We start from the raw sequence: 24,044 nt of genomic DNA, 5'->3' as shown, positions 1-24,044 counted from the left end.
GTCCGCTCCGGTCATGTTCTCGTGCATGCCGGCTCCAGCCGTGGTCCGCTGGGCATCGGCTCCGGTCATGCGCGCAGGCGCAGCCCGCGCGGGGTCGCGATGAAGCCCGCTCCCTCCAGGAGGCTGCCGATGGGCGCGGTCAGGGCCGAGGTGCCGTTGACGCGCTCCACGGTGACCGTGCCCAGGGAGCCCGCGCGGGCGGCCGCGGCCAGTGCCTCGGCGGCCGCGCTCAGGCGTGGGTCGTCGCCGGCCGCGGCCTCCGGGTCGGCGGGCCAGGCCAGCAGGGTCTTGCCGCCGCGTTCCATGTAGAGGGTCAGCTCGCCGTCCACGAGCACCACCAGGGAGCCGGCCTTGCGCCCCGGCTTGTGCCCGGCGCCGGTCGGCGGCTCCGGCCAGGGCAGGGCGGCGCCGTAGGCGTTCGCCGGGTCGGCGGCGGCCAGGACGACCGCCCGGGAGTCCGCGGAGCCGCCACGGCCACGCCGGGCGCCGAGACCGGAGCCGCCGTACGGCAGTGCCTGGCCGCCGCCCCGTGGCCCGCCGTGGCCCGGTGACGTGAGGTCCCTGGGGGAGACGTACTCGTCCGGAGAGGAGCGGCCGGCGGCCCGCCAGTCGATGTCACCGCCGAAGCCGGTGGCGCCGGGACCGGTGGCGTCGAAGCCGTCGGACGGTTCGAAGGGGTGGGCCGAGTCGAGGCCGCCGGGCGGTCCGAAGGCGCTCGGCGCCCGGAGGCCGTCCGAGGGGCCGAAGCCGTCCGGGCCCGCGCCGCCCGCGAATGCCGGACCGGGCAGACCCTCGCCCCGCTCCCGTGCGTTGGCCGCCGCGCGGAGCCGGTCGACCGCGCCGTCCATGGCGAACTGTGCCGCGCCCAGGCCCTCCACCACATAGCCCCGCCGGGCCTGGCCGCTCTCCTCGAAGGCGGACAGGATCCGGTACACGGCCGAGAAGCCGCCTTCGACGCCCTCCGCGGACACCGCTCCCCGGGTGACCACACCGTGCCGGTCGAGGAGGGTGCGGGCGAGCGCATGGGCGCGCACGGTGGTGTCGGTGTCACGGACGGGCAGCAGGGACCAGCGTCCGGCGACGGTCGGCGGGCCGCCGCGCGAGACGGGACGGGCGGCGGCCGTCAACGAGCCGTAGCGCCCGCGCGGAACGGCGCGCTTGGCACGGTGGGCGGTGGAGCCGGCGGTGCGGCCCGAGCCCAGCAGGGAACGCATCGGTGCCAGCGTGTCGTTGGTGAGCCCACCCGACCAGGCCAGGTCCCAGAGGGTGTCGGCCAGTTGGGGATCCGTGGCCTCCGGGTGGGTGGTCGCGCGGACCTGGTCGGCGATCTGACGGAAGAACAGGCCGTAGCCGCCGGAGAGGGCGTCCAGGACCGACTGGTGCAGCGCCGTCAGCTCCAGCGGGTGCGGGGGCGGCAGGAGGAGCGGCGCCGCGTCCGCGAGATACAGGGAGACCCACCCGTCCTTGCCGGGCAGCGCTCCCGCGCCCGCCCACACCACCTCGCCGGCCGCGGTGAGTTCGTCGAGCATCGACGGCGTGTAGTTCGCCACCCGTGAGGGCAGGACCAGCTTCTCCAGCGCCGAGGCCGGCACGGAGGCGCCCTGCAACTGCTCGATGGCGCGCACCAGTCCGTCGACGCCTCGCAGGCCGTGCCCCCTGCCGATGTGCTGCCACTGGGGCAGGAACTCGGCGAGCGCGGCAGGCGGCACCGGCTCCAGCTCGTGCCGCAGCGCGGCCAGCGAGCGGCGGCGCAGCCGGCGCAGCACCGCCGCGTCGCACCACTCCTGGCCGATGCCCGCCGGGTGGAACTCGCCCTGGACGACGCGGCCGCTCGCGGCCAGCCGTTGCAGCGCGCCCTCCGTGACCGCCACGCCCAGGCCGAAACGGGCCGCCGCCGTGGCCGAGGTGAACGGGCCGTGAGTGCGGGCGTAACGCGCGAGGAGGTCGCCCAGCGGGTCCTTGACCGGCTCGGTGAAGGCCTCCGGGACCCCCACCGGCAGCGCGGTGCCGAGCGCGTCGCGCAGCCGGCCCGCGTCCTCGACCGCTGCCCAGTGGCCGGCCCCGGCGATCCGGACCCGGATGGCCCGGCGGGCACCGGCCAGTTCCTGCGCCCAGCCCGGCTCCGCGCCCCGCTCGGCCAGCTCCTCGTCGGTGAGCGGGCCGAGCAGCCGCAGGACGTCCGCGACGCCCTCGACGTCCTTGACCCGGCGGTCCTCGGTCAGCCACTGCAGCTCCCGCTCCAGCTCGACCAGCACCTCGGCGTCCAGCAGTTCGCGCAGCTCCGCCTGGCCCAGCAGCTCGGCCAGCAGCCGCGAGTCCAGGGACAGGGCGGCGGCGCGGCGCTCGGCGAGCGGCGAGTCGCCCTCGTACAGGAACTGGGCGACGTACCCGAAGAGCAGCGAGCGCGCGAACGGTGAGGGTTCGGGCGTGGTGACCTCGACCAGGCGGACCTTGCGGGACTCGATGTCCCCCATCAGCTCCACCAGGCCCGGGACGTCGAAGACGTCCTGGAGGCACTCGCGGACCGCTTCCAGGACGATCGGGAACGAACCGAACTCGCTCGCCACCTGGAGCAGTTGGGCCGCGCGCTGGCGCTGCTGCCACAGCGGGGTGCGCTTGCCGGGGTTGCGGCGGGGCAGCAGCAGCGCGCGGGCGGCGCACTCGCGGAAGCGGGAGGCGAACAGGGCCGAGCCGCCGACCTGGTCGGTGACGATCTGGTCGACCTCGCCCTTGTCGAAGGCGACGTCCGCCGCGCCCACGGGCGCCTGCTCGGCGTCGTACTCCAGGCCGGCCTTCACGGGCTCCTGGTCGAGGAGGTCCAGGCCCATCAGGTCGGCGTCGGGCAGGCGCAGCACGATGCCGTCGTCCGCGTGCATGACCTGTGCGTCCATGCCGTAGCGCTCGGACAGGCGGGCGCCGAGGGCCAGCGCCCACGGGGCGTGCACCTGGGCGCCGAACGGCGAGTGCACCACCACCCGCCAGTCGCCCAGCTCGTCACGGAAGCGCTCCACGACGATCGTGCGGTCGTCGGGGACATGGCCGCACGCCTCGCGCTGCTCCTTCAGATACGCGAGGACGTTGTCGGCGGCCCAGGCGTCGAGGCCGGCCGCGAGCAGCCTGAGCCGGGCGTCCTCGTCCGGCAGGGAGCCGACCTCGCGCAGGAACGCGCCCACCGCGCGGCCCAGTTCCAGCGGGCGGCCCAGCTGGTCGCCCTTCCAGAACGGCAGCCGGCCTGGCACGCCCGGCGCGGGGGAGACCAGGACCCGGTCGCGGGTGATGTCCTCGATGCGCCACGAGCTGGTGCCGAGTGTGAAGACGTCGCCGACCCGGGACTCGTAGACCATCTCCTCGTCCAGCTCGCCGACCCGGCCGCCGCCCTTCTTGGGGTCGGAGCCGGCGAGGAACACCCCGAACAGTCCGCGGTCGGGGATCGTGCCCCCGGAGGTGACCGCGAGGCGCTGCGCGCCGGGGCGGCCGGTGACCGTGCCCGCCACCCGGTCCCACACCACGCGCGGGCGCAGCTCCGCGAACGCGTCGGACGGATAGCGGCCGGCGAGCATGTCGAGGACGGCCGTGAAGGCCGACTCCGGCAGCGAGGCGAACGGCGCGGCCCGGCGGACCAGGGCCAGCAGGTCGTCGACCTGCCAGCTGTCCAGCGCCGTCATCGCGACGAGCTGCTGGGCGAGGACGTCCAGGGGGTTGGCGGGCACCCGGAGGGACTCGATGGCACCGGAGCGCATCCGCTCGGTGACCACCGCGGCCTGGACGAGGTCGCCGCGGTACTTCGGGAAGACCACGCCGGTGGAGACCGCACCGACCTGGTGTCCCGCGCGGCCGACGCGCTGCAGACCGGAGGCCACGGACGGCGGGGACTCCACCTGCACGACGAGGTCCACGGCGCCCATGTCGATGCCCAGCTCCAGGCTGGAGGTGGCCACCACGGCGGGGAGACGGCCCGCCTTGAGGTCCTCCTCGACGAGCGCGCGCTGCTCCTTGGAGACCGAGCCGTGGTGGGCCCGGGCGATGACCGCGGGCGCGCCGTGCGCCGCACCGGAGCCGCCCATCAGTTCGGCCGGGGAGTGATGCTCGTCCAGGGACTGGCCGGTCGTGCGCTCGTAGGCGATCTCGTTGAGCCGATTGCACAGGCGTTCGGCGAGCCGGCGGGAGTTGGCGAACACGATCGTCGAACGGTGGGCCTGGACCAGGTCCGCGATCCGCTCCTCGACATGCGGCCAGATCGAGGGCCGCTCCGCGCCGTCCCCTCCGTCGGCGGCCGGGGAGCCGCCGAGCTCGCCCATGTCCTCGATCGGGACGACGACCGACAGATCGAACTCCTTGCCGGACTCCGGCTGGACGATCTCCACCTTGCGGCGCGGCGACAGATAGCGGGCGATCTCGTCGACCGGGCGGACGGTCGCGGACAGCCCGATGCGGCGGGCCGGCTTCGGCAGCAGCTCGTCGAGCCGCTCCAGGGACAGCGCGAGATGGGCGCCGCGCTTGGTGCCGGCGACCGCGTGCACCTCGTCCAGGATCACCGTCTCGACACCGGTCAGTGCGTCGCGCGTGGCCGAGGTCAGCATCAGGAACAGCGACTCGGGCGTGGTGATCAGGATGTCCGGCGGGCGGGTGGACAGCGCGCGGCGCTCGGCGGCCGGGGTGTCGCCCGAGCGGATGCCGACCTTCACCTCCGGCTCGGGCAGGCCCAGGCGGACGGACTCCTGCCGGATGCCGGTGAGCGGGCTGCGCAGGTTGCGCTCCACGTCGACGGCGAGGGCCTTAAGCGGGGACACGTACAGCACCCGGCAGCGCTTCTTCGGGTCGGCCGGGGGCGGGGTGGAGGCCAGCTGGTCCAGGGCGGCGAGGAAGGCGGCCAGGGTCTTGCCCGAGCCGGTCGGGGCGACCACCAGCACGTCCGAGCCCGCGCCGATGGCCTGCCACGCGCCCGCCTGGGCCGCGGTGGGCGCGGAGAAAGCCCCCGTGAACCAGCCGCGGGTCGCGGGGGAGAAGCCGTCGAGGGCCCGGTGTGCATCGCTGACCATGCGTCCATCGTGCACCCAGCGACTGACAACATGCTCTGACCTGGGCCTTCGCCTTCGGCGGGGACGGGTCGGCCCGCGTGTCCGGCCGGCGGGCCGGGCCTTTGGCACCGGCGTCCGTGAAAGATCCGCCCCGGGCCTCGCGGAGAATGGGCGGATGGCGGCGGGATCGGGCGAGGAGCGGGCACGGCACTGGCGGTACGAGGAGCTGCCCGGTGTCGATCTGCTGCGGGCCCGGTACGTCCGCAAGGAGTTCGTGCGGCACACCCACGAGCACTTCGTGATCGCCGCCATCGCCGAGGGCGTGGAGGTCTTCCACCACCGCGGTGCCGACCGGTACGCGGGGCCCGGGGCCCTCGCCCTGGTCAATCCCGACACCCCGCACACGGGGCGGGCGGGAGTCCCCGAAGGGTGGCGGTACGGGGCCGTGTACCCGGCGCCCGAACTGGTGGCCGAGATCGCCGCGGACACCACGGGGATCCGCGGGACACCGGGGTTCGTGAGCCCGGTGCTCGAGGACCCGTACGCCGTCGGACTGGTCCACCAGGTGCTGCGCGCCGCCGACGAGGGCAACGCGCTGGCCGCCGACACCCTGCTGCGGGTCGCCGTGACACGGCTGCTGCGGCTGAACGGCGGGATGCTCCCGCAGCGGCAGGTGCGCACGGCGGGCGCCCGGATCGCGGCACGCGCGCGTGCCGTGCTGGAGGAGCGCATGGCCGAGCCGCCGACTCTCGAACGGCTCGCGGCCGACCTCGGGACGAGCCCGTTCGCCCTGCTGCGGGCCTTCCGGCAGGCCTACGGAATGCCGCCGCACACCTGGCTGACCGACGCCCGGGTGCGGCGGGCCAGGCGGCTGCTGGACGCGGGCACCGCACCGGCTCAGGCCGCCGCGGACGTGGGGTTCACCGACCAGTCGCACCTCAGCCGCCACTTCTCCCGGATCGTGGGCGTGCCCCCGGGCGCCTACCAGCGCGAGCGCAAGAACGTACAAGACGCGCGGCCCCGGCTGCTCCTACCGTCCGGGGCGTGGCAGAAGAGACAGCTCTCGCAGACATACGCGCCGGCGGCGCGGGACAGGACGACGGCGGAAAACCGGACGCCGACGTCGTCCGGGACGCCCTCGGGGTGGGAGTCGCCGTAGGACTGTCCGGGTTCGCCTTCGGGGTGACCTCGGCGGGCAGCGGACTGACGCTGCTCCAGACCTGCGCGCTCAGCCTGCTGGTGTTCACCGGCGCCTCGCAGTTCGCCCTCGTCGGGGCCCTCGCGGCCGGGGGCAACCCGTTCACGGCGGCCGCCGGCGCCTTCTTCCTGGGCGTGCGCAACGCGTTCTACGGACTGCGCCTGTCCCAGCTGCTGGCCCTCCCGCGCGGGCTGCGGCCGCTGGCCGCGCAGTGGGTCATCGACGAGACCACCGCGGTGACCCTCGCCCAGCCCACGCGCCGCGGCGCGCGGATCGGCTTCACCGTCACCGGCGCCACCCTGTACGTCCTGTGGAACCTCACCACGCTGCTCGGCGCGCTGGGCGCCAGGGCCATCGGGGACACCGACGCCTGGGGCCTGGACGCGGCCGGTCCCGCCGTGTTCCTCGCGCTGCTCGCCCCCATGCTGAAGACCGCCACCGAGCGGGCCGTCGCCAGTCTCGCCGTGCTCCTCGGGCTCGGCCTGCTCCCCGTGCTCCCCGCCGGGGCGCCGGTCCTGGTGGCCGCACTCGCCGCGCCGGCCGTGCTGTACCTGGAGGGGCGCCGCGGGGGCGGTGCCCGTGCCGACGTGCGAGAGGAGGACGAGCGTTGAACACCTGGATCGCGCTCGCCGCGACCGCCCTCGGCTGCTACGCCGTCAAGCTGGCCGGGCTGCTCGTTCCGGCGGGCGCCCTGGAACGGCCGCTGGTGAAGCGGCTCGCCGCGCTGCTTCCCGCGGCGCTGCTCGCCGCCCTCACCGCCCAGCAGACGTTCGCCGACGGGCGCGCGCTCGTCCTGGACGCGCGGGCGGCCGGGCTCACGGCCGCCGCCGTGGCACTGGTCCTGCGGGCCCCCTTCCTGCTCGTCGTCGCGGCGGCCGTGCTGGTGACGGCCGGGGTGCGGGCCATGGGCGGGTGAGGGACGGGCCCGCTGCCGGTCGAGCCGTCCACGGCGAGCCCGCCCGTCAGCCCATGGGGGGCCCGTACGCCCCGAGGGGGCGTGCAGCGCCTCGCCGGCTCGGGGGCACTCCCAGGGGCGGGATACTGGGGGCATGCGGTTGACGGTCTTCTGGGAGCGGATGGCGGAGCACTTCGGTGCCGGATACGCCGACACCTTCGCGCGTGACCACGTGATGTCGGAGCTCGGCGGGCGCACGGTGCACGAGGCGCTGGCGGCCGGCTGGGAGGCCAAGGACGTGTGGCGCGTGGTCTGTCAGGTCATGAACGTTCCGCGGGAGAGGCACTGACCGCGTCCCTCGGCCCAGGGAGTGTGCCGGACTGTCGGTGGCGTGCGGGAGACTTGCACCGTGGCACCCACTGACGAGTCCGGGCAGACGGCCCAGCACGCACCCCCGACCGGTACGACGCCGCCTTCCCGGCCCCAGGCCGGTGGTGCCGCCGGGCCGGGCGCCCGCATGCCGCGCTGGCTGCCGCGTGCGATGGTGCTCGCGCTGGCGCTGATCGCCGCGTTCCAGCTCGGCAGCTGGGCCTTCCACCAGGTCACCGGCCTGCTGATCAACATCCTCATCGCGTTCTTCCTGGCTCTGGCCCTCGAGCCCGCGGTGAGCCGTATGGCCGCCCGCGGCATGCGCCGGGGCCTCGCGACCTTCCTGGTCTTCCTCGGCCTGGCGATCGCCACGGCGGGCTTCGTCACTCTGCTCGGCTCGATGCTCGCCGGGCAGATCATCAAGATGGTCGAGGGCTTCCCGGAGTACCTCGACTCCGTCATCAACTGGGTCAACGCCACGTTCCACACCGACCTCAGGCGGGTGGACGTCCAGGAGGGCCTGCTCCACTCCGACTGGCTGCGCAAGTACGCGCAGAACAGCGCGGCGGGCGTACTCGACGTGTCCGCGCAGGTGCTCGGCGGCCTGTTCCGGCTGCTGACGGTCGCGCTGTTCTCGTTCTACTTCGCCGCCGACGGGCCACGGCTGCGCCGCACCATCTGCTCCGTGCTGCCGCCCGCCCGCCAGGCCGAGGTGCTGCGCGCCTGGGAGATCGCCGTCGACAAGACCGGTGGCTATCTGTACTCGCGCGGTCTGATGGCGCTCATCTCGGGCATCGCCCACTACATCCTGCTGGAGTCCCTGGGCGTGCCGTACGCGCCCGTGCTCGGCGTCTGGGTGGGGCTGGTCTCGCAGTTCATCCCCACCATCGGCACCTATCTCGCGGGCGCCCTGCCGATGCTGATCGCCTTCACGGTCGACCCGTGGTACGCGGTGTGGGTGCTGGGTTTCGTGGTGATCTACCAGCAGTTCGAGAACTACGTGCTGCAGCCCAAGCTGACCTCGAAGACCGTCGACATCCACCCCGCGGTCGCCTTCGGTTCGGTGATCGCGGGCACCGCGCTGCTCGGCGCCGTCGGCGCGCTGATCGCGATTCCCGCGGTCGCCACTCTGCAGGCGTTCCTGGGGGCCTACGTGAAGCGGTACGCCGTCACGGACGATCCCCGTGTCCACGGCCACCGAGGCCGGGGCACGGCACCGGGCCTGCTCACACGCGCGAGACGGCTGTGGCCCCGGCCGGCGGAGGCGGAGGAAGCCGGGACGGCGGACTCCGCAGCTCCGGCAGTGTCCGGGACGGCGGACGCCTCTCGGGGGCCGGTGGTGGCCGGGGAGAGCCCCTCGGGGGAGTGACCGGGGCCGGTGGGCTTCATGGGTTTGCCGAGCCGGTGGGGTTCAGCGGATTCTTGCGTGGAACCCCAGGGCTTCAGCCCTGGGAGGAATCGCATCCTCGTGGTCGCGGCGCGGAGCGCCGCGATATCGCTCGTGTGTGCTCAGCCGGGAAGCGGCCGGGGTTCGTGTCCGGGGGAGCCGTGGCTGTGCCAAGTTCACTCGGGCGGGTGATCCGTGGGGAACGTACGGTGGGCAGTCGTATGTCTGTGTAGGTTTGCTGATCGTGAAGCAGTGATGCCCGTTGTGCAAGCCCGTCGCTTTAGCGACGGGTAGTTGACTAGGTGAGGGCTGCCCAGATCCCGGCGCCGACGACGGCGGCGGCGTAGGCGGCGACGGCGGCGGTGACGATCCGCCGGCGGGCCGGCTCGCCGAAGGACGTACGGGACAGCAGCCAGGCCAGTGCGGGCAGGACCAGCACCGCGTGCAGGCTCACCCCGTGCAGCGGCTTGAGCGGGGCCGTCGAGTGGTACGCCGCCTGCTGGTGACCGGTCCGGGTCAGCACCACACCCCGCGCGATCATGGCGGCGCCCGAGGCCAGGGCGATCAGGAGGATCGCGAACCCCGAGCGCAGCGCGAGCGCCATCCCGGCGGGCCCCGCCGGCCGCCGCCGGAATGACACGACCGCGAACGAGGTCAGAAGCACCACGAGGACACCGCCGCCCACCGCGAGCGTCATCGACACCGCCGTGTCGAAGGACGTCTCCATGTTCAGGTGCGAGGGCACCCGGCGCCATGCCTGGAGCGTGATGCCCCCCACCTCGACGACGCAGTCGGCGGCGAAGACGACGAGCAGTGCCGTGCGCAGTCGCTCCCCGACGCGCAGATACGACGTGACCCAGGTGAGCGCGATCAGCGTCACGCCGAAGGACAGCCCGAACGTGAAGGGCTTGCGCCAGGAGACGGGCCCGTCCCACGGCCCGCCGTCCACCGCGAACACCACCAGGTGCGCCAGGCCGGACAGCACGAGGAGCAGGCCGGTGGCGTGGCACAGCCGCTCGGCGGGGCGCAGCGCGCGGGCGTGGGCGGACAGGAGGGAGGGGCGCCGTGGGAACGTGGAGACTGCCATGGCGCAAGCCTCGCGAAGGCGCCGTGGACCGTCGTCGTCCGGTCGAAGGCATCCGGTCTACCGCGCACGGAGTAGGCGGGGCGAGCGGCGGGCGGCCGGGGCGCGCCGAGGGTGTGGGCGAGCTTGACACGAAAATCGAACATCCATTCTTATGGATGCTCCGGCGGGGCTCGACGGAGGGGATTTCGGCCCGTTATGGGGTAGAAGGTTCCCTGGTTATCCACAGGCCGGACGTGCGTCGAGGCGCATTGTCAGTGGCAGGCGTTAGCGTCTTTGACGTGAAGCGATCGACTCAAGCAAACCGGGTGGAACCCATGGCAGGAACCGACCGCGAGAAGGCTCTCGACGCCGCGCTCGCACAGATTGAACGGCAATTCGGCAAGGGCGCGGTCATGCGCATGGGCGAGCGGTCGAAGGAGCCCATCGAGGTCATCCCGACCGGGTCGACCGCGCTCGATGTGGCCCTCGGCGTCGGCGGCCTGCCGCGCGGCCGTGTCGTGGAGATCTACGGCCCGGAGTCCTCGGGTAAGACGACCCTGACCCTGCACGCCGTGGCGAACGCGCAGAAGGCCGGCGGTCAGGTGGCCTTCGTGGACGCCGAGCACGCCCTCGACCCCGAGTACGCGCGCAAGCTCGGTGTCGACATCGACAACCTGATCCTCTCCCAGCCGGACAACGGCGAGCAGGCGCTGGAGATCGTGGACATGCTGGTCCGCTCCGGTGCCCTGGACCTCATCGTCATCGACTCGGTGGCGGCGCTCGTCCCGCGCGCGGAGATCGAGGGCGAGATGGGCGACTCGCACGTGGGTCTGCAGGCCCGCCTGATGAGCCAGGCCCTGCGTAAGATCACCAGCGCGCTCAACCAGTCGAAGACCACCGCGATCTTCATCAACCAGCTGCGCGAGAAGATCGGTGTGATGTTCGGCTCCCCGGAGACCACGACGGGTGGCCGGGCGCTGAAGTTCTACGCCTCCGTGCGCATCGACATCCGCCGTATCGAGACCCTGAAGGACGGCACCGAGGCGGTCGGCAACCGCACCCGCTGCAAGGTCGTCAAGAACAAGGTCGCTCCGCCCTTCAAGCAGGCCGAGTTCGACATCCTCTACGGCCAGGGCATCAGCCGCGAGGGCGGCCTGATCGACATGGGTGTGGAGCACGGCTTCGTCCGCAAGGCCGGCGCCTGGTACACCTACGAGGGCGACCAGCTCGGCCAGGGCAAGGAGAACGCGCGCAACTTCCTCAAGGACAACCCCGACCTGGCCAACGAGATCGAGAAGAAGATCAAGGAGAAGCTGGGCGTCGGCGTGCGGCCGGAGGAGCCGACCGCCGAGCCGGGCGCTGACGCGGCGGTCTCCGCCACCCCGGGCGACGCGGCCAAGACGGTGCCCGCCCCCGCGGCCGCCAAGGCCACCAAGGCCAAGGCCGCCACAGCCAAGAGCTGACCCGTGACACGACGAACCGACTGGGCCGAGTACGAGTACGGACACACCGCTTCCGGTGCCCCACGGGGGAGGGGCACCGGGAACCGGCCCGGCACGGGCGCCGACGGTGCCGATGCGGACGCGGACGACGCGTACCGGCCGCACGGCGCCACGACAGGCTCACGTGCGGGTGGTGACTCACGCCAGGACGGCTCGCGTGACGGCGGGCCGCGCGGCGGGCGCGGGCGTCGCCGGCGGGGCTTCGGCGAGGCGACGGCCGTGGCGGACGGGGACACCTCTTCCTTGTCGAGGGCTGAGCAGGGGGAGTCTCCGGGGGACCCGGTGGAGCGGGCGCGAGCGATCTGTCTGCGCCTGCTCACCGGGACCCCACGCACCCGTAAGCAGCTCGCCGACGCCCTGCGCAAGCGGGAGATCCCGGACGAGGCGGCGGAGCAGGTGCTGTCCCGGTTCGAGGAGGTCGGGCTGATCGACGACAGCGCGTTCGCGGACGCGTGGGTGGAGTCCCGGCACCACGGGCGCGGACTGGCCCGCCGGGCGCTCGCCCAGGAACTGCGCACCAAGGGTGTTGACGCCACGCTGATCGACGAGGCCGTCGGCCGGCTCGACAGCGAGCAGGAGGAGGCCACCGCCCGCGAGCTCGTCGCCCGCAAGCTGCGCTCCACCCGGGGCCTGGACCGCGACAAGCGGCTGCGCCGCCTGGCCGGCATGCTCGCCCGCAAGGGCTACTCCCAGGGGCTGGCCCTTCGGGTGGTCCGACAGGCGCTGGAGGAAGAGGGCGAGGACACGGAGTTCCTCGCCGGCGAGGGGTACTGAGACAGCGGCTACGGCGCCCACGCCGTCACCGGCAGCCCGGCCGCCCGCCAGGCCTGGAAACCGCCGACCAGGTCGGTCGCCCGGTGCAGGCCCAACTGGTGCAGGGACGCGGCCGCCAGGCTCGACGCGTAGCCCTCGTTGCAGACCACCACGAAGCGCAGATCGTGGCCGGTGGCCTCGGGGAGGCGGTGGCTGCCCTGGGGATCGAGCCGCCACTCGAGTTCGTTGCGCTCGACGAGGAGGGCGCCCGGGATCAGTCCGTCCCGCTCGCGCAGCGCGGCGTAGCGGATGTCCACCAGCAGGGCCTCGCCGGTCCGGGCCGCGGCGTACGCCTCCCGCGGCTCGACGCGCTCATAGCCCCGGCGCACCTGCTCCAGCAACTCGTCGATCCCGACCGGCCGTTCACCCGCGCCGCTCACTGCCGCTCCTCCGGTGCCGCTCACTGCCAGTCCTCCAGGCGCTCGATCTGCTCCAGGCGCAGCGTCTGGCCGGAGCGGCTGTAGCGGCGGATTCGCGGCAGCGGTGGGTAGTAGGCGTGCACGGAGATCGCGTGCCGTTCGGTGGACCCGTTGAGCACCTCGTGGACGTGGTGGCGGCCGAAGGAGCGGCCCCTGCCCGCCGGGAGCCGTCGCTCGCGGTCCACGCCGTCGGTGAGTTCCAGGGTCTTCCAGCCGTCGGTGGGCAGGCGGGTGGCGAGGGAGTTCTCCGTCAGCTCACCGGCGGCGGTGACGAAGGCACCGACCGAGTCGGCGTGGTCGTGCCAGCCGGTACCGGTGCCGGGCGGCCAGCCGATCAGCCAGGCCTCGCTGCCCGCGGGCCCTTCCAGCCGTACCCAGGTGCGGCCCTCCGGGTCGAGCGGCAGGGAGGCGATCAGCGCGGCGTCGACGGCCACCCGCCGCGCGAAGTCGAGGAGCTCCGCCTGGGTCGGCTGCGGAGAAGCGGAGCCAGCCGAAGCAGTCGTGGACATCGTGGTGATGGCGGATGCGGATGCGGATGTGGATGTGGAGGAGAAGACAGACACGTACACCGTCCTAACGAGCGTTCGCGGAGGCGCGACGGCACGGAGGCGCAGAGGAGCGCGGAAGGCACGTGAACGGCGCGCGCGGGAAAGGGGGATGCGAGTTCAGCAGAACGGGTGACAGACGCAGCCCGCATAGCGGACGAGGTCCATATGGACCCTCCGCCACAGGCGCACATCGGTGTCGGTCACGATCCGGAGTACACCACGGCGCACCGAAACCGGTCAACTCACCGTAATCCATGTGGACAGCACGGTGACGGTGCGTACGCTCGGCGGGCGCCCGGGCGCCCGGGCGTCAGCGTCACCCCGGACGCCGGCGGGCGCCCGGGCGTCAGCGCGCCCCCGCCTCCGCCCGCGTCTCCGTGTGCGCCGGTCCGCCGAGCGCGGCTTTTGCCGCCGCGTACAGATCGGCGGGGCGCACTCCGCCGAGCGCGATGACCAGGTGCCCGTCGGGGCGCACCAGGAGCACGGTGTGGGGGGCCGCGCCCGGATAGCTCTCGGCGACCAGCAGCTCGGCACGATGCGGCAGGGCCGTCACCGCGGCCGCCAGCCGGGGCATGATCCCGGCGCCCACCCAGTGCCGGCGCTCCCACACCCCCGTACCGGGCGCCACCAGCACCACCAGCAGCACCCCGCGGCCCAGCCGCTCCCGCAGCGGTACGAACGAGCCGTCCTCCGCCGTCACCACCACATCGGCGACCGGCGCACCGACCGGCGTGTCCACCGGCACCTCGGCCTCGCAGCCCGGGGGCGCCAGCGGCGAGCCGGCGTACACCCCCGGCGCGCCCAGTGCCCCGCGCCCGAGGTGGCCGTCCATCAGCAGCGCGTCGTGCCCGCGCGCGGCCCCGGGGACGTACGAGCGCAGACCGCCGCCCCCGCGCAGCACCGGCAGCACCTGGTCCGCGGCGCGCAGCCGGGCGGCGACGACCGCCCGCCGCTCCGCCTGGTAGCTGTCCAGCAGTGTCTCGTGGGACCCGTGGTGCCAGGCGGTGGCCAGCTTCCAGGCCAGGTTGTCGGCGTCCCGCAGACCCTCGTCCAGCCCCTGGGTGCCGAACGCGCCCAGCAGGTGCGCCGCATCCCCGGCGACGAAGACGCGGCCGACGCGCCAGCGGCGGGCCAGTCGGTGGTGGACCGTGTGGACCCCGGTGTCCAGGAGCTCGTACGACGGTGCGGACTCGCCGGTCCAACCGGTCAGGGTCTCCCGGATCCGGGAGACCAGCAGTTCGGGCGTCACCAGGTCCTTGCCGGGCGGCAGCAGCCAGTCCAGCCGCCACACGCCGTCCGGAAGCGGGCGGGCGGTGATCTCCCCGGCGAAGGGGCCGGTCGCCCGCCACGGCGGCACCCGGTGGAGGAACGCTTCCTCGGGCCGGGGGAGTTCCGCGCGCAACGCGGCGACGGCGTGCCGCTCGACGGCCGTACGGCCGGGGAAGCGGATGTCCTGGAGTTTGCGCACGGTCGAGCGCGGCCCGTCGCAGCCGACGAGGTAACTCCCGCGCCACCAGGTGCCGGCCGGGCCGCGGGTGTGCGCGGTGACGCCCGCCGCTTCCTGCTCTATGGTGTCGAGCCGGCTGTCGGTCGCCAGTTCGACCAGCGGCTCGCGGGCGACGGCGGCGCGCAGAGCGCCGGTCAGGACGTGCTGCGCGATGTGCAGCGGTGCGGGCAGCCCCGCGTCGGCCGCACCCGCCGCACCGGCGGAACCAGCCGCACCAGCCGTCCCGGTGTCGCCGAAGGCGACCTCACCCGTCACCTGCTTGCGGCGCAGCAGCCGCCATCCGGCCCAGCGCAGCCCGGCCGGGCCGAGCGCCGCACCGGCCAGCCGCTCCACCAGCGCTGCGGTGTCCTCACGCAGCACAACGGTCCGCGCGGCGCGCGGCGCGTCTCTGCCCGGTGTCTCGTCGAGCACGACCGACGGCACCTCCTGGCGCGCCAGCGCCAGGGCGAGCGTGAGCCCGACGGGCCCCGCGCCGACGACGATCACCGGGTCCACGGCGCGGCGCCCCCTGCCCGCGGCGATGTCCTGACCGACAGACGTGAACAAACAGTAGGAGCAGGGTGCACGATCACAGAACGTATGCAACCCATTGCCGCTGCTTGCGTCAAGTGACGGGGGCAGTGGTGATCACTCCACTGCCCCCGTGTCGCACTGCGGCATGACTGACCGTCAGACGTGCGTCTTCCCGGCGTAGCCGCCCGCCGCTTCACCGCCGGCGGTTCCGGTCGCCTGCGTGCCCCCCACCGCCGCCGGCGCGAGCACCGCCCCGGTGGACTTCTTGCCCCGCCGCAGCCGCCGCTCCAGCCAGCTCGCGAAGCTGGTGAGGCTGAAGTTGAGCGCCACGTAGATCACCGCCACGATCGTGAAGCTCGCGATGGTGTTCGCACCGTAGTACGAACTCATCGGGGAGACCGCCGCGAGCAGCTCAGGGAAGGTGAGGATCGCGCCGCCGAGCGCGGTGTCCTTCACGATGACCACCAGCTGGCTGACGATCGCCGGCAGCATCGCGGTCACTGCCTGCGGCAACAGGATCGACGTCATGGTCTGGGTCTTGCGCAGGCCTATGGCCAGGGCGGCCTCCGTCTGGCCCTTGGGCAGGGCCAGGATGCCCGCGCGGACGATCTCCGCGAGGACCGAGGCGTTGTAGAGCACCAGGCCGGTGACCACGGCGTACAGCGGGCGGTCGTCGGAGTTGACGTTGGTGTACTGGGCGAACAGTGCGTTGCCGAAGATCATCAGGATCAGCACCGGGATGGCGCGGAAGAACTCCACGACCACCCCGGCCGGAACGCGGATCCAGGCGTGGTCGGACAGCCGTGCGATCCCGAAGACGGCACCCAGCGGCAACGCGATGATCATCGACATGGCCGCCGCGATCAGCGTGTTCTTCAGGCCCGGCAGGATGTACGTGGTCCACGCCTCGGAACCGGAGAAGAACGGCTTCCACTTCTCCGAGTCCAGCTGCCCCTTGTCGCTCAGGCTCTGGTACACCCACCACACGAGTCCCGCGAGGGCGAGCAGGAACACGATCGTGTAGACGACATTGCGCCGTTTGGCCCTCGGCCCCTGCGCGTCGTACAGCACCGAGCTCATCGCTTCACCGCCACCTTCTTGCCCACCCAGCCGAGGATCAGGCCGGTCGGCAGCGTCAGACACACGAAGCCGAATGCGAAGACCGCGGAGATCAGCAGGAGTTGTGCCTCGTTCTCGATCATCTCCTTCATCAGCAGGGCCGCCTCGGCGACGCCGATCGCGGCGGCCACCGTCGTGTTCTTGGTGAGCGCGATCAGGACGTTGGTCAGCGGGCCGACCACCGAGCGGAACGCCTGCGGCAGCACCACCAGGGTCAGCACCTGCGTGAAGCTCAGCCCGAGCGCGCGGGCCGCCTCCGCCTGGCCGACCGGCACCGTGTTGATGCCGGAGCGGATCGCCTCGCAGACGAACGCCGAGGTGTAGGCGATCAGACCGAGCACGGCGAGCCGGAAGTTGATGGTGTCGAAGTCCTGCGTGCCGAGGCTGACCCCGAGTGTCTGGTTCAGGCCCAGCGAGGTGAACAGGATGATCACCGTCAGCGGGATGTTCCGCACGACGTTGACGTAGACGGTACCGAAGCCGCGCATGAGGGGCACCGGGCCGACGCGCATGGCGGCCAGCAGGGTGCCCCAGACCAGGGAGCCGGCGGCCGAGAGCAGCGTGAGCTGCACGGTCACCCAGAAGGCTCCCAGCAGGTCATAGCCTGAAAGAAAGTCGAACACGATCTCCCGCGCTTCCGCGTGTGAAGGGGCTGGACCCCGGGTGCGCCGCTCCCCCGTGGACGGCGCACCCGGGGCGCTGACTCAGCTCTTGATGTCGCCGATCTTCGGCGCCGGCTCGTTCTGGTAGTTCGCGGGACCGAAGTTGGCCTGCACGGCCTTCTCCCAGGAACCGTCGGCGACCATGTCCTCCAGGGCCTTGTTGATCTTGGCCTTGAGGTCGCTGCCCTTCTTGACGCCGATGCCGTAGTTCTCGTTGGTCATCTTGAAGCCGCCCAGCTTGAACTTGCCCTTGAACTGGTCCTGGGAGGCGTAACCGGCGAGGATCGAGTCGTCGGTGGTCAGCGCGTCGATCGCCTTGTTCTGCAGACCGGTCAGGCAGGCGGAGTACGTGGGGTACTTCAGCAGGTTGGCCTTGGGCGCCAGCTTGTCCTTGATGTTCTGCGCCGAGGTGGAACCGGTGACCGAGCACAGCTTCTTGCTGTTGAGGTCGGCCGGCGACTTGATCGAGGTGTCGTCGGCACGGACCAGGACGTCCTGGTGGGCCAGCAGGTAGGGGCCAGCGAAGTCGACCTTCTTCTCGCGCTCCGGGGTGATCGAGTAGGTGGCGGCGATGAACTGGACGTCACCGCGCTGCAGCATCGTCTCGCGGTCGGCGCTCTTGGACTCCTTCCACTCGATCTGGTCCTCGTTGTAGCCGAGCTTCTTGGCGACGTACTTGGCCACGTCCACGTCGAAGCCGGAGTAGCCCTGCGGCGTCTTCTGGCCGAGACCCGGCTGGTCGTACTTGATGCCGACGGCGATCTTCTTGCCGCCGCCGCTGCCCGACGAGTCGCCGTCCTTCTTGTCGGAACCGCACGCCGTCGCCGAGACGGCGAGGGCGAGCACGACGGCCGAGGCGGCGGTGACCTTGCGGAGCTTCATGGTGAATGTCCTTTGCTCAAAGAGGAGTCGAGGCCCGTTTCGGGGCGGTGCCGGCCGCGCCGAGGGACCGGGCGACCGGGGGCGACCTGGGCCGTCAGGGTGACCAGGGCCACCGCGGCAACCCGGGAGACCCGCGTGACCGGGGCGGACGGCGGCCGACGCGGGTTGCCCGAGGCCGTCAGTGGTGCAGGATCTTCGACAGGAAGTCCTTCGCGCGGTCGCTGCGCGGGTTGCTGAAGAACTGGTCGGGCGCGGCCTCTTCGACGATCCGGCCGTCGGCCATGAAGACCACCCGGTTCGCGGCCGAGCGGGCGAAGCCCATCTCATGGGTGACGACGATCATCGTCATGCCGTCCCGGGCGAGCTGCTGCATGACCTCCAGCACCTCGTTGATCATCTCCGGGTCCAGCGCGGAGGTCGGCTCGTCGAAGAGCATGACCTTCGGGTCCATGGCCAGCGCCCGCGCGATGGCCACGCGCTGCTGCTGGCCGCCGGAGAGCTGCGCGGGGTACTTGTCGGCCTGCGCGCCCACGCCGACCCGGTCGAGCAGGGCGCGAGCCCGCTCCTCGGCCTTCTTCTTGTCCGTGCGGCGGACCTTGATCTGCCCCAGGGTCACGTTCTCGAGCACGGTCTTGTGCGCGAAGAGATTGAAGGACTGGAAGACCATGCCGACGTCGGCGCGCAGCCGGGCCAGCTCCTTGCCCTCGTGGGGGAGCGGCCGGCCGTCGATCGAGATCGTGCCCGAGTCGATGGTCTCCAGGCGGTTGATGGTGCGGCACAGAGTGGACTTCCCGGACCCGGAGGGCCCGATGACCACGACGACCTCGCCGCGGGAGATCGTCAGCTCGATGTCCTGGAGCACGTGCAACGCGCCGAAGTGCTTGTTGACGCTCTTCAGGACGACCAGATCGTCGGTCGAGGCCACGTCTTCCTTGGCCACCGATACTTCGGTCATCGCTTTCAGGCTCCGTCCTCCTCGGTTTCGGTGGACAGTAGCCAGCCTCGCCACCAGCGTCATTACATCTGAGGGAGATCTGAGCATCACGATCTGGTAGCGGCCGGACACGTGTCGTAGCAAGGCCGCGTGGGGCGCGTACCGGCTGGGTAACGACAGGTGGCGCGCAACCGGAAGCCTCTTGACGCCGTCCTCGTCCATCGGCGTGACTGCCATGGTGCACGCGCGCGTGCACGGTTTCTACATGGGATGACGATACGACGGATGAACCGGGGGAGGCCGGGATGAGACTGCTCCTCGTCGAGGACGACAACCACGTCGCGGCCGCACTGTCCGCGGTCCTGGCCCGGCACGGGTTCGAGGTCACGCACGCCCGCAGCGGCGAGGAGGCACTGCAGGCCCTCGTCCCGGGCGGCGAGGGCTTCGGCGTGGTCCTGCTCGACCTGGGCCTGCCCGACCAGGACGGCTACGAGGTCTGCGGCAAGATCCGCAAGCGCACCAGCACCCCGGTCATCATGGTCACCGCCCGCTCCGACGTCCGCTCCCGCATCCACGGGCTCAACCTCGGCGCCGACGACTACGTGGTGAAGCCCTACGACACCGGGGAGCTGCTCGCCCGGATCCACGCCGTCAGCCGGCGCACGGTGCACGAGGACGCGACCGACGGCGGCGAGAGCACCCTGCGTCTCGGCCCCGTGCACATCGAACTGCCCACCCGGCAGGTCAGCGTGGACGGCACGGTCGTCCCGCTGACCCGCAAGGAGTTCGACCTGCTGGCCCTGCTCGCCCAGCGCCCCGGGGTGGTCTTCCGCCGGGAGCAGATCATCAGCGAGGTGTGGCGCACCAGTTGGGAGGGGACCGGACGCACCCTGGAGGTGCACGTCGCCTCCCTGCGTTCCAAACTCCGCATGCCGGCCCTGATCGAGACCGTACGCGGCGTCGGCTACCGCCTCGTCGCCCCGGCCGCGTAGCGGGGACGGGTGCGCACACGTCTGCTGCCGCTGCTCATCGTCCTGATGGCGGCGGTCCTGCTGGCCCTCGGCTTCCCGCTCGCCGTCAGCCTGGCCGCGGCCCAGCAGCAGAAGGTGGTCGTCGACCGGATCGACGACACGGCGCGCTTCGCCGCGCTGGCCCAGTTCGTCACCGACCGGCCCACCGGCTCCCGCCGCACCGTCCCCGACGAGCGCCTGGAGGCCCTCAGCCGGGAACTCGCCAGCTACTACGAGGTCTACGGCATCCGGGCCGGCGTCTTCTACCGCTCCAAGACGCCCATGGCGGTCGCCCCGGGCAACTGGTCCCTGCCGCCCGAGGGCGAGGTCCGGGCGGCCTTCGGCGAAGCCCTGCTGAGCCGGCGCAGCCACGACCCGGAGCAGGTCTGGCCCTGGCAGCGGCACCGGCTCGTCGTCGCCTCGCCGGTCATCCGGGACGGCGACGTCGTCGCGGTCGTCGTCACCGACTCGCCCACCGGGCAGATGCGGTCGCGCACGTTGCACGGCTGGCTGGTCCTGGGCGCGGGCGAGATCGTCGCGATGCTGGTCGCCGTCGGCGCCGCGCTGCGGTTGACCGGATGGGTGCTGCGTCCCGTACGGATCCTGGACGCCACCACCCACGACATCGCCACCGGGCGCCTGAAGTCCCGGGTGGCGGCGGCGGGCGGACCACCGGAACTGCGCAGGCTGGCCCGGTCGTTCAACGAGATGGCGGACAACGTCGAGGACGTGCTGGAGCAGCAGCGCGCCTTCGTCGCCGACGCCTCGCACCAGCTGCGCAACCCGCTCTCTGCGCTGTTGCTGCGCATCGAGCTGCTCGCCCTCGAACTGCCCGAGGGCAACGAGGAGATCGCCTCGGTCCGCACCGAGGGCCGGCGCCTGGCGCAGGTCCTGGACGACCTGCTGGACCTGGCGCTGGCCGAGCACGCCGAGGCGGACCTTCAGCTCATCGACATCGGCGAGCTGACCGCGGAGCGGGTGGCGGCCTGGGCGCCGGCCGCCGAGGCCCAGGGGGTGCGGCTGGTGGGGCGGTGCCCGGCCACCACGGCCTGGGCCGATCCGGTGGCGCTGTCGTCCGCGCTGGACGCGGTGATCGACAACGCGGTGAAGTTCACGCCGGAGGGCGAGAGCGTCGATGTGACGGTCTCCGGAAGCGGCGGCACCTCGACGGTCGTGGTCGCCGACCGCGGCCCCGGCCTCACCGACGAGGAACTGGCCCGCATCGGCGACCGCTTCTGGCGCAGCGGCCGCCACCAGAACATCAAGGGCTCCGGCCTCGGCCTGTCCATCTCCCGCGCGCTGCTCGCCGCGGGCGGCGGCTCGATCGCCTACGGCCACCACCAGCCGCGGGGACTGCGCGTGACGGTGACGGTGCCGAGGTCGGAACCGGGGCGGGCGTAGGGGCCGGCGGCGCGAGCGGGCCCCAGCGGTCCAGTGCCCGGCGGGCCGGGCGGCGTGCCCCTACGGCTTCACAGACCGGTAGTAGCGCCGCGCGCCCTCGTGCAGGACCAGGGGGTCGGTGTAGATCGCGGTGCGCAGGTCGACCAGCTGGGCGGAGTGGACGTGGGCGCCGATGCGGTCGCGGCTGTCGATGACGGTCCGGGTGATCCACTCGGTCAGTCTCGGATCCACGTCCTTGCGGGTCATCAGCACATTGGACACGGCGATCGTCGGCACCGTCGAACCGTTCTGGACGGACGGGTACGCCGACTCCGGCATGTTGGTGGCGCGGTAGTAGCGCGTGGCGCCGCCCTGGGCGTGCAGCCTGGCCACCAGGTCGTCGTCGATCGGTACGAACCGGAACGCGAACTTCGAGGCGAGTTGCGTCAGACCGTCCGTCGGCAGCCCGCCCGACCAGAAGAACGCGTCGATCGCGCCCTGCCGCAGCCGGCCCGGCGCGCTGTCGATGCCGTCGCCCGCGGACCGGATGTCCTTGTGCGGGTCCATCCCGGCCGCCTTGAGCACCCGCTCGGCTATCAGCCGCACACCCGACTCCGGCGGCCCGACGGCCACCCGCTTGCCCCGCAGGTCCGCGACCGAGTCGATCCCCGAGTCGCGCGCGACGACGAGCTGCACGTAGTCGTCGTAGAGGCGGGCGACACCGCGCAGCCGGCCGGCGCCCGGACCGTGGTTCAGTTCGTACGTCTCCACCGCGTCGGCCGCCGCGATCGTGAAGTCGGCCTTGCCGGTCGCCACCCGCGTGACGTTCTCCTGCGAGCCGTCGCTGGTCAGCAGCCGCACCTTCAGATCCGGCATTCGCTTGGCGAACGCGGTGCGCAGCCGCTCGCCGTACTCCTGGTAGACCCCGCGCAGCGTCCCGGTGCTGAAGGTGATCGTCCCGCTCGGCGGCCGGTCGCCCAGCGGCAGCAGCCACCACAGCAGCAGCCCGAGGACAACGGCGGCGACGGCCGCGCCCTGCACACCGCGGCGCCTGCCGATCGAGGGGAACACCTTGGACATGCGCGCGATCCTGCCAGCAGGACGGCCCGCTGACCAGGGGCGGCCGCAGGCGGGGCGGCCGGGTTGTCACAGGCGGCGGCTACAGTCGCCGTATGAGTTCTTCGCCCGCCGACCTCGTCCGTGAGTTCCACCGTGCCTTCGGGCTCGACGTCCGCAGCACCCCGACACGGGTGTCGCCGGAGCTCGGCGCGCACCGCGGGGAGCTGCTCGCGGAGGAGGCGGCCGAGGTCGCCGAGGTGTCGGCCGGCGGCCCGCTCGACCGGCTGGCGCACGAGCTGGCGGACGTGGTCTACGTGGCGTACGGCACCGCCCTGGTGCACGGCATCGACCTGGACGAGGTGATCGCCGAGATCCACCGTTCCAACATGACCAAGCTCGGCCCGGACGGCCAGGTCACCCGCCGCGCCGACGGCAAGGTGCTCAAGGGCGACCACTACGAGGCGCCCGACGTGTCGGCCGTGCTCCGCCGGCAGGGCTGGGACCCCACCGGCGCCTGACGCCCCCGCCCGGGACGCGCGCACCGCACGCCCAGCACCAGCGCCAGACCGCACAGCGTGAACGCGTCCTTGAACGCCCTGCGCGTCGACGCGTCCAGGTGAGGGAAGGCGAACTCGGGCACCTGCGGGACGAGCGCCCCCCAGAACCACGGCGACCGCGTCACCGAGCCCGCCTCCAGCGCCCCGGCGACCAGCAGCGGAACCACGACGACCAGATAGTGCTCGTAGGACGGCCGGGACACCAGGAAGGACGCCAGCATGAGCATCGCGGCCGTGTCCGCGAGCCGCGCCGGACCGGGGTCGCCGCGGCGCCAGCGCCGCCAGGCGCACACCAGGCCGGCCGCCGCCGCGGCCAGCGCCACCACCTGGGCCAGGAGTGGCGGCACCCCGAGACGCGGCAGCACCGCGGGCAGGGAGCAGTCGAACGGCCGCATCAGCGTGTCCCCGCCCTTGAGGAGGAACGGCAGGGTGCGGGTGAAGAACCCGCTCGGATCCGGCATGATCAGCGCCGCGCCCGCGGACATGGCCAGCGGCAGCGCCACCATCCAGGCCAGGGCGCGCCACTGCCGGGCCAGGAGCAGCAGCACGACGACCGGCAGGAGCAGGGGCTTCACCGCCACGGACACCCCGAGGACCACTCCGGCCGCGTCCCAGCGGCGGCGGTCCGCCAGCAGCAGTGCCGACGGCAGCGCGAGGGCGCTCACGGCGGTCCAGTTCCCGAGGTTCATCAGATGGCCGACCGGTGCCCAGCACAGCACCAGCCCGAGCAGCCCGAGCACCGCGAACCGGCTCCGCGCCGGCACCCGGAACAGCCGTACCGCACACCACCAGCCCGCCGCGACCATCCCCACGCACACCACGGGCGCGGCCACCCGCAGCACCGGCGCCGGCAGCAGCGCCTGGCCACCCGCGAACAGCACGGCGCTCGGCAGATAGAGGAAGCGCCGGTCGGCGTACGGGGCACCGCCGTGCAGCCAGACCTGCCCGGCGTGGACGACGAACGCGTTGTCCATCCCGCCCTGGGCGGAGACCACCGCCACCCGCGCGGCCCGGGCCAGCAGGACGACGGCGAGGAGGGTGACCACGGCCGGACCGGCCGGACGCAGCAGCCAGGCGCGCGGTGCGGCGGCCACGGGCACTTCCGGGGCGGCCGTCCGAAGGGCGTCGCGAGGCTGCATCACACGTACCTGTCCGAGAGGGCTGCGGGCCTGACCGACTGGGGCTGCGGGCCTGTCCGAGAGGGCT

The 24,044-nt window shown here is 72.7% G+C and carries 22 protein-coding genes; 10 read left to right on the top strand and 12 right to left on the bottom strand.

Features of this window, described 5'->3' with window-relative positions; translation table 11 throughout:
- Positions 1-65: 65 nt before the first annotated feature.
- Positions 66-5,039: an ATP-dependent helicase gene (locus tag R2S09_RS26255; protein ID WP_316743606.1), complete on the bottom strand. Its 4,974-nt coding sequence runs from the start codon at positions 5,037-5,039 to the stop codon at positions 66-68.
- A gap of 154 nt (positions 5,040-5,193) precedes the next feature.
- Here R2S09_RS26255 and R2S09_RS26250 point away from each other — a divergent pair, with 154 nt between their 5' ends.
- The 5 genes from R2S09_RS26250 (at position 5,194) to R2S09_RS26230 (ending at position 8,849) form a co-directional block, all read left to right on the top strand.
- Positions 5,194-6,177 carry an AraC family transcriptional regulator gene (locus tag R2S09_RS26250; RefSeq protein ID WP_316743605.1) on the top strand — a complete coding sequence of 328 codons (984 nt, stop codon included), beginning with the start codon at positions 5,194-5,196 and terminating at the stop codon, positions 6,175-6,177.
- Complete coding sequence (locus tag R2S09_RS26245) at positions 6,063-6,827, top strand: AzlC family ABC transporter permease (RefSeq protein WP_316743604.1); 765 nt, start codon at positions 6,063-6,065, stop codon at positions 6,825-6,827. Before R2S09_RS26250 ends, R2S09_RS26245 begins: the two co-directional genes overlap by 115 nt.
- Positions 6,824-7,132, top strand: a complete 309-nt coding sequence (locus tag R2S09_RS26240; RefSeq protein ID WP_316743602.1) for an AzlD domain-containing protein — start codon at positions 6,824-6,826, stop codon at positions 7,130-7,132. The genes R2S09_RS26245 and R2S09_RS26240 overlap by 4 nt, the downstream gene beginning before the upstream one ends.
- Positions 7,133-7,265: 133 nt before the next feature.
- Positions 7,266-7,460 (top strand): DUF3046 domain-containing protein, encoded by a 195-nt coding sequence (locus R2S09_RS26235; protein WP_189907242.1) that lies wholly within the window; start codon positions 7,266-7,268, stop codon positions 7,458-7,460.
- 60 nt (positions 7,461-7,520) lie between these two features.
- Entirely contained in the window at positions 7,521-8,849 is a 1,329-nt protein-coding gene (locus R2S09_RS26230) for an AI-2E family transporter (protein ID WP_306189851.1), read from the top strand.
- A 316-nt stretch (positions 8,850-9,165) separates the two neighbouring features.
- On the opposite strand, the gene R2S09_RS26225 is transcribed toward R2S09_RS26230, so the two are convergent.
- On the bottom strand, positions 9,166-9,954 hold the full coding sequence (locus R2S09_RS26225; protein ID WP_316743600.1) for a hypothetical protein: 789 nt from the start codon (positions 9,952-9,954) through the stop codon (positions 9,166-9,168).
- Positions 9,955-10,268: 314 nt separating this feature from the next.
- Between R2S09_RS26225 and recA the strand changes: the two genes are divergently transcribed.
- On the top strand, positions 10,269-11,396 hold the full coding sequence (recA, locus tag R2S09_RS26220; RefSeq protein ID WP_306189849.1) for a recombinase RecA: 1,128 nt from the start codon (positions 10,269-10,271) through the stop codon (positions 11,394-11,396).
- Positions 11,397-11,399: 3 nt separating this feature from the next.
- Positions 11,400-12,209 (top strand): recombination regulator RecX, encoded by an 810-nt coding sequence (gene recX, locus R2S09_RS26215; protein WP_316743598.1) that lies wholly within the window; start codon positions 11,400-11,402, stop codon positions 12,207-12,209.
- 8 nt (positions 12,210-12,217) lie between these two features.
- Here the strand turns inward: recX and R2S09_RS26210 are convergent, their stop codons facing one another.
- From R2S09_RS26210 to R2S09_RS26175, 8 genes are all read right to left on the bottom strand, one after another.
- Complete coding sequence (locus R2S09_RS26210) at positions 12,218-12,628, bottom strand: rhodanese-like domain-containing protein (RefSeq protein ID WP_306189847.1); 411 nt, start codon at positions 12,626-12,628, stop codon at positions 12,218-12,220.
- A gap of 20 nt (positions 12,629-12,648) precedes the next feature.
- Complete coding sequence (locus R2S09_RS26205) at positions 12,649-13,176, bottom strand: cysteine dioxygenase (protein ID WP_306189846.1); 528 nt, start codon at positions 13,174-13,176, stop codon at positions 12,649-12,651.
- A 156-nt stretch (positions 13,177-13,332) separates the two neighbouring features.
- Positions 13,333-13,404: a putative leader peptide gene (locus tag R2S09_RS26200; protein WP_316743625.1), complete on the bottom strand. Its 72-nt coding sequence runs from the start codon at positions 13,402-13,404 to the stop codon at positions 13,333-13,335.
- A gap of 157 nt (positions 13,405-13,561) precedes the next feature.
- Entirely contained in the window at positions 13,562-15,217 is a 1,656-nt protein-coding gene (locus R2S09_RS26195) for an FAD-dependent monooxygenase (RefSeq protein WP_316743624.1), read from the bottom strand.
- A gap of 174 nt (positions 15,218-15,391) precedes the next feature.
- Positions 15,392-16,315, bottom strand: a complete 924-nt coding sequence (locus R2S09_RS26190) for an amino acid ABC transporter permease (RefSeq protein WP_316743597.1) — start codon at positions 16,313-16,315, stop codon at positions 15,392-15,394.
- Positions 16,312-16,977, bottom strand: coding sequence for an amino acid ABC transporter permease (locus R2S09_RS26185; RefSeq protein ID WP_306189844.1), 666 nt, complete (start codon positions 16,975-16,977; stop codon positions 16,312-16,314). The genes R2S09_RS26190 and R2S09_RS26185 overlap by 4 nt, the downstream gene beginning before the upstream one ends.
- A gap of 81 nt (positions 16,978-17,058) precedes the next feature.
- Complete coding sequence (locus tag R2S09_RS26180; protein ID WP_306189843.1) at positions 17,059-17,898, bottom strand: glutamate ABC transporter substrate-binding protein; 840 nt, start codon at positions 17,896-17,898, stop codon at positions 17,059-17,061.
- A gap of 178 nt (positions 17,899-18,076) precedes the next feature.
- Positions 18,077-18,853 (bottom strand): amino acid ABC transporter ATP-binding protein, encoded by a 777-nt coding sequence (locus tag R2S09_RS26175; protein WP_316743595.1) that lies wholly within the window; start codon positions 18,851-18,853, stop codon positions 18,077-18,079.
- 284 nt (positions 18,854-19,137) lie between these two features.
- On the opposite strand from R2S09_RS26175, the gene R2S09_RS26170 reads away from it, so the two are divergent.
- Entirely contained in the window at positions 19,138-19,824 is a 687-nt protein-coding gene (locus tag R2S09_RS26170; RefSeq protein WP_316743594.1) for a response regulator transcription factor, read from the top strand.
- 9 nt (positions 19,825-19,833) lie between these two features.
- Positions 19,834-21,243: a HAMP domain-containing sensor histidine kinase gene (locus R2S09_RS26165; protein WP_316743592.1), complete on the top strand. Its 1,410-nt coding sequence runs from the start codon at positions 19,834-19,836 to the stop codon at positions 21,241-21,243.
- Between the two features lie 60 nt (positions 21,244-21,303).
- On the opposite strand, the gene R2S09_RS26160 is transcribed toward R2S09_RS26165, so the two are convergent.
- Complete coding sequence (locus R2S09_RS26160) at positions 21,304-22,302, bottom strand: TAXI family TRAP transporter solute-binding subunit (protein WP_306189839.1); 999 nt, start codon at positions 22,300-22,302, stop codon at positions 21,304-21,306.
- Between the two features lie 92 nt (positions 22,303-22,394).
- Here R2S09_RS26160 and R2S09_RS26155 point away from each other — a divergent pair, with 92 nt between their 5' ends.
- The gene (locus R2S09_RS26155; RefSeq protein ID WP_316743591.1) at positions 22,395-22,799 is read left to right on the top strand and encodes a MazG nucleotide pyrophosphohydrolase domain-containing protein; all 405 of its coding nucleotides are present in this window, start codon (positions 22,395-22,397) and stop codon (positions 22,797-22,799) included.
- Here R2S09_RS26155 and R2S09_RS26150 read toward each other — a convergent pair.
- Entirely contained in the window at positions 22,736-23,977 is a 1,242-nt protein-coding gene (locus R2S09_RS26150) for a glycosyltransferase family 87 protein (protein WP_316743589.1), read from the bottom strand. The genes R2S09_RS26155 and R2S09_RS26150 overlap by 64 nt on opposite strands.
- Between the last annotated feature and the right edge of the window lie 67 nt (positions 23,978-24,044).

The organism is Streptomyces sp. MK7 (assembly GCF_032658145.1).
Taxonomy (GTDB): domain Bacteria; phylum Actinomycetota; class Actinomycetes; order Streptomycetales; family Streptomycetaceae; genus Streptomyces; species Streptomyces spiralis.
This window is presented reverse-complemented; position numbering and strand designations above follow the sequence as displayed.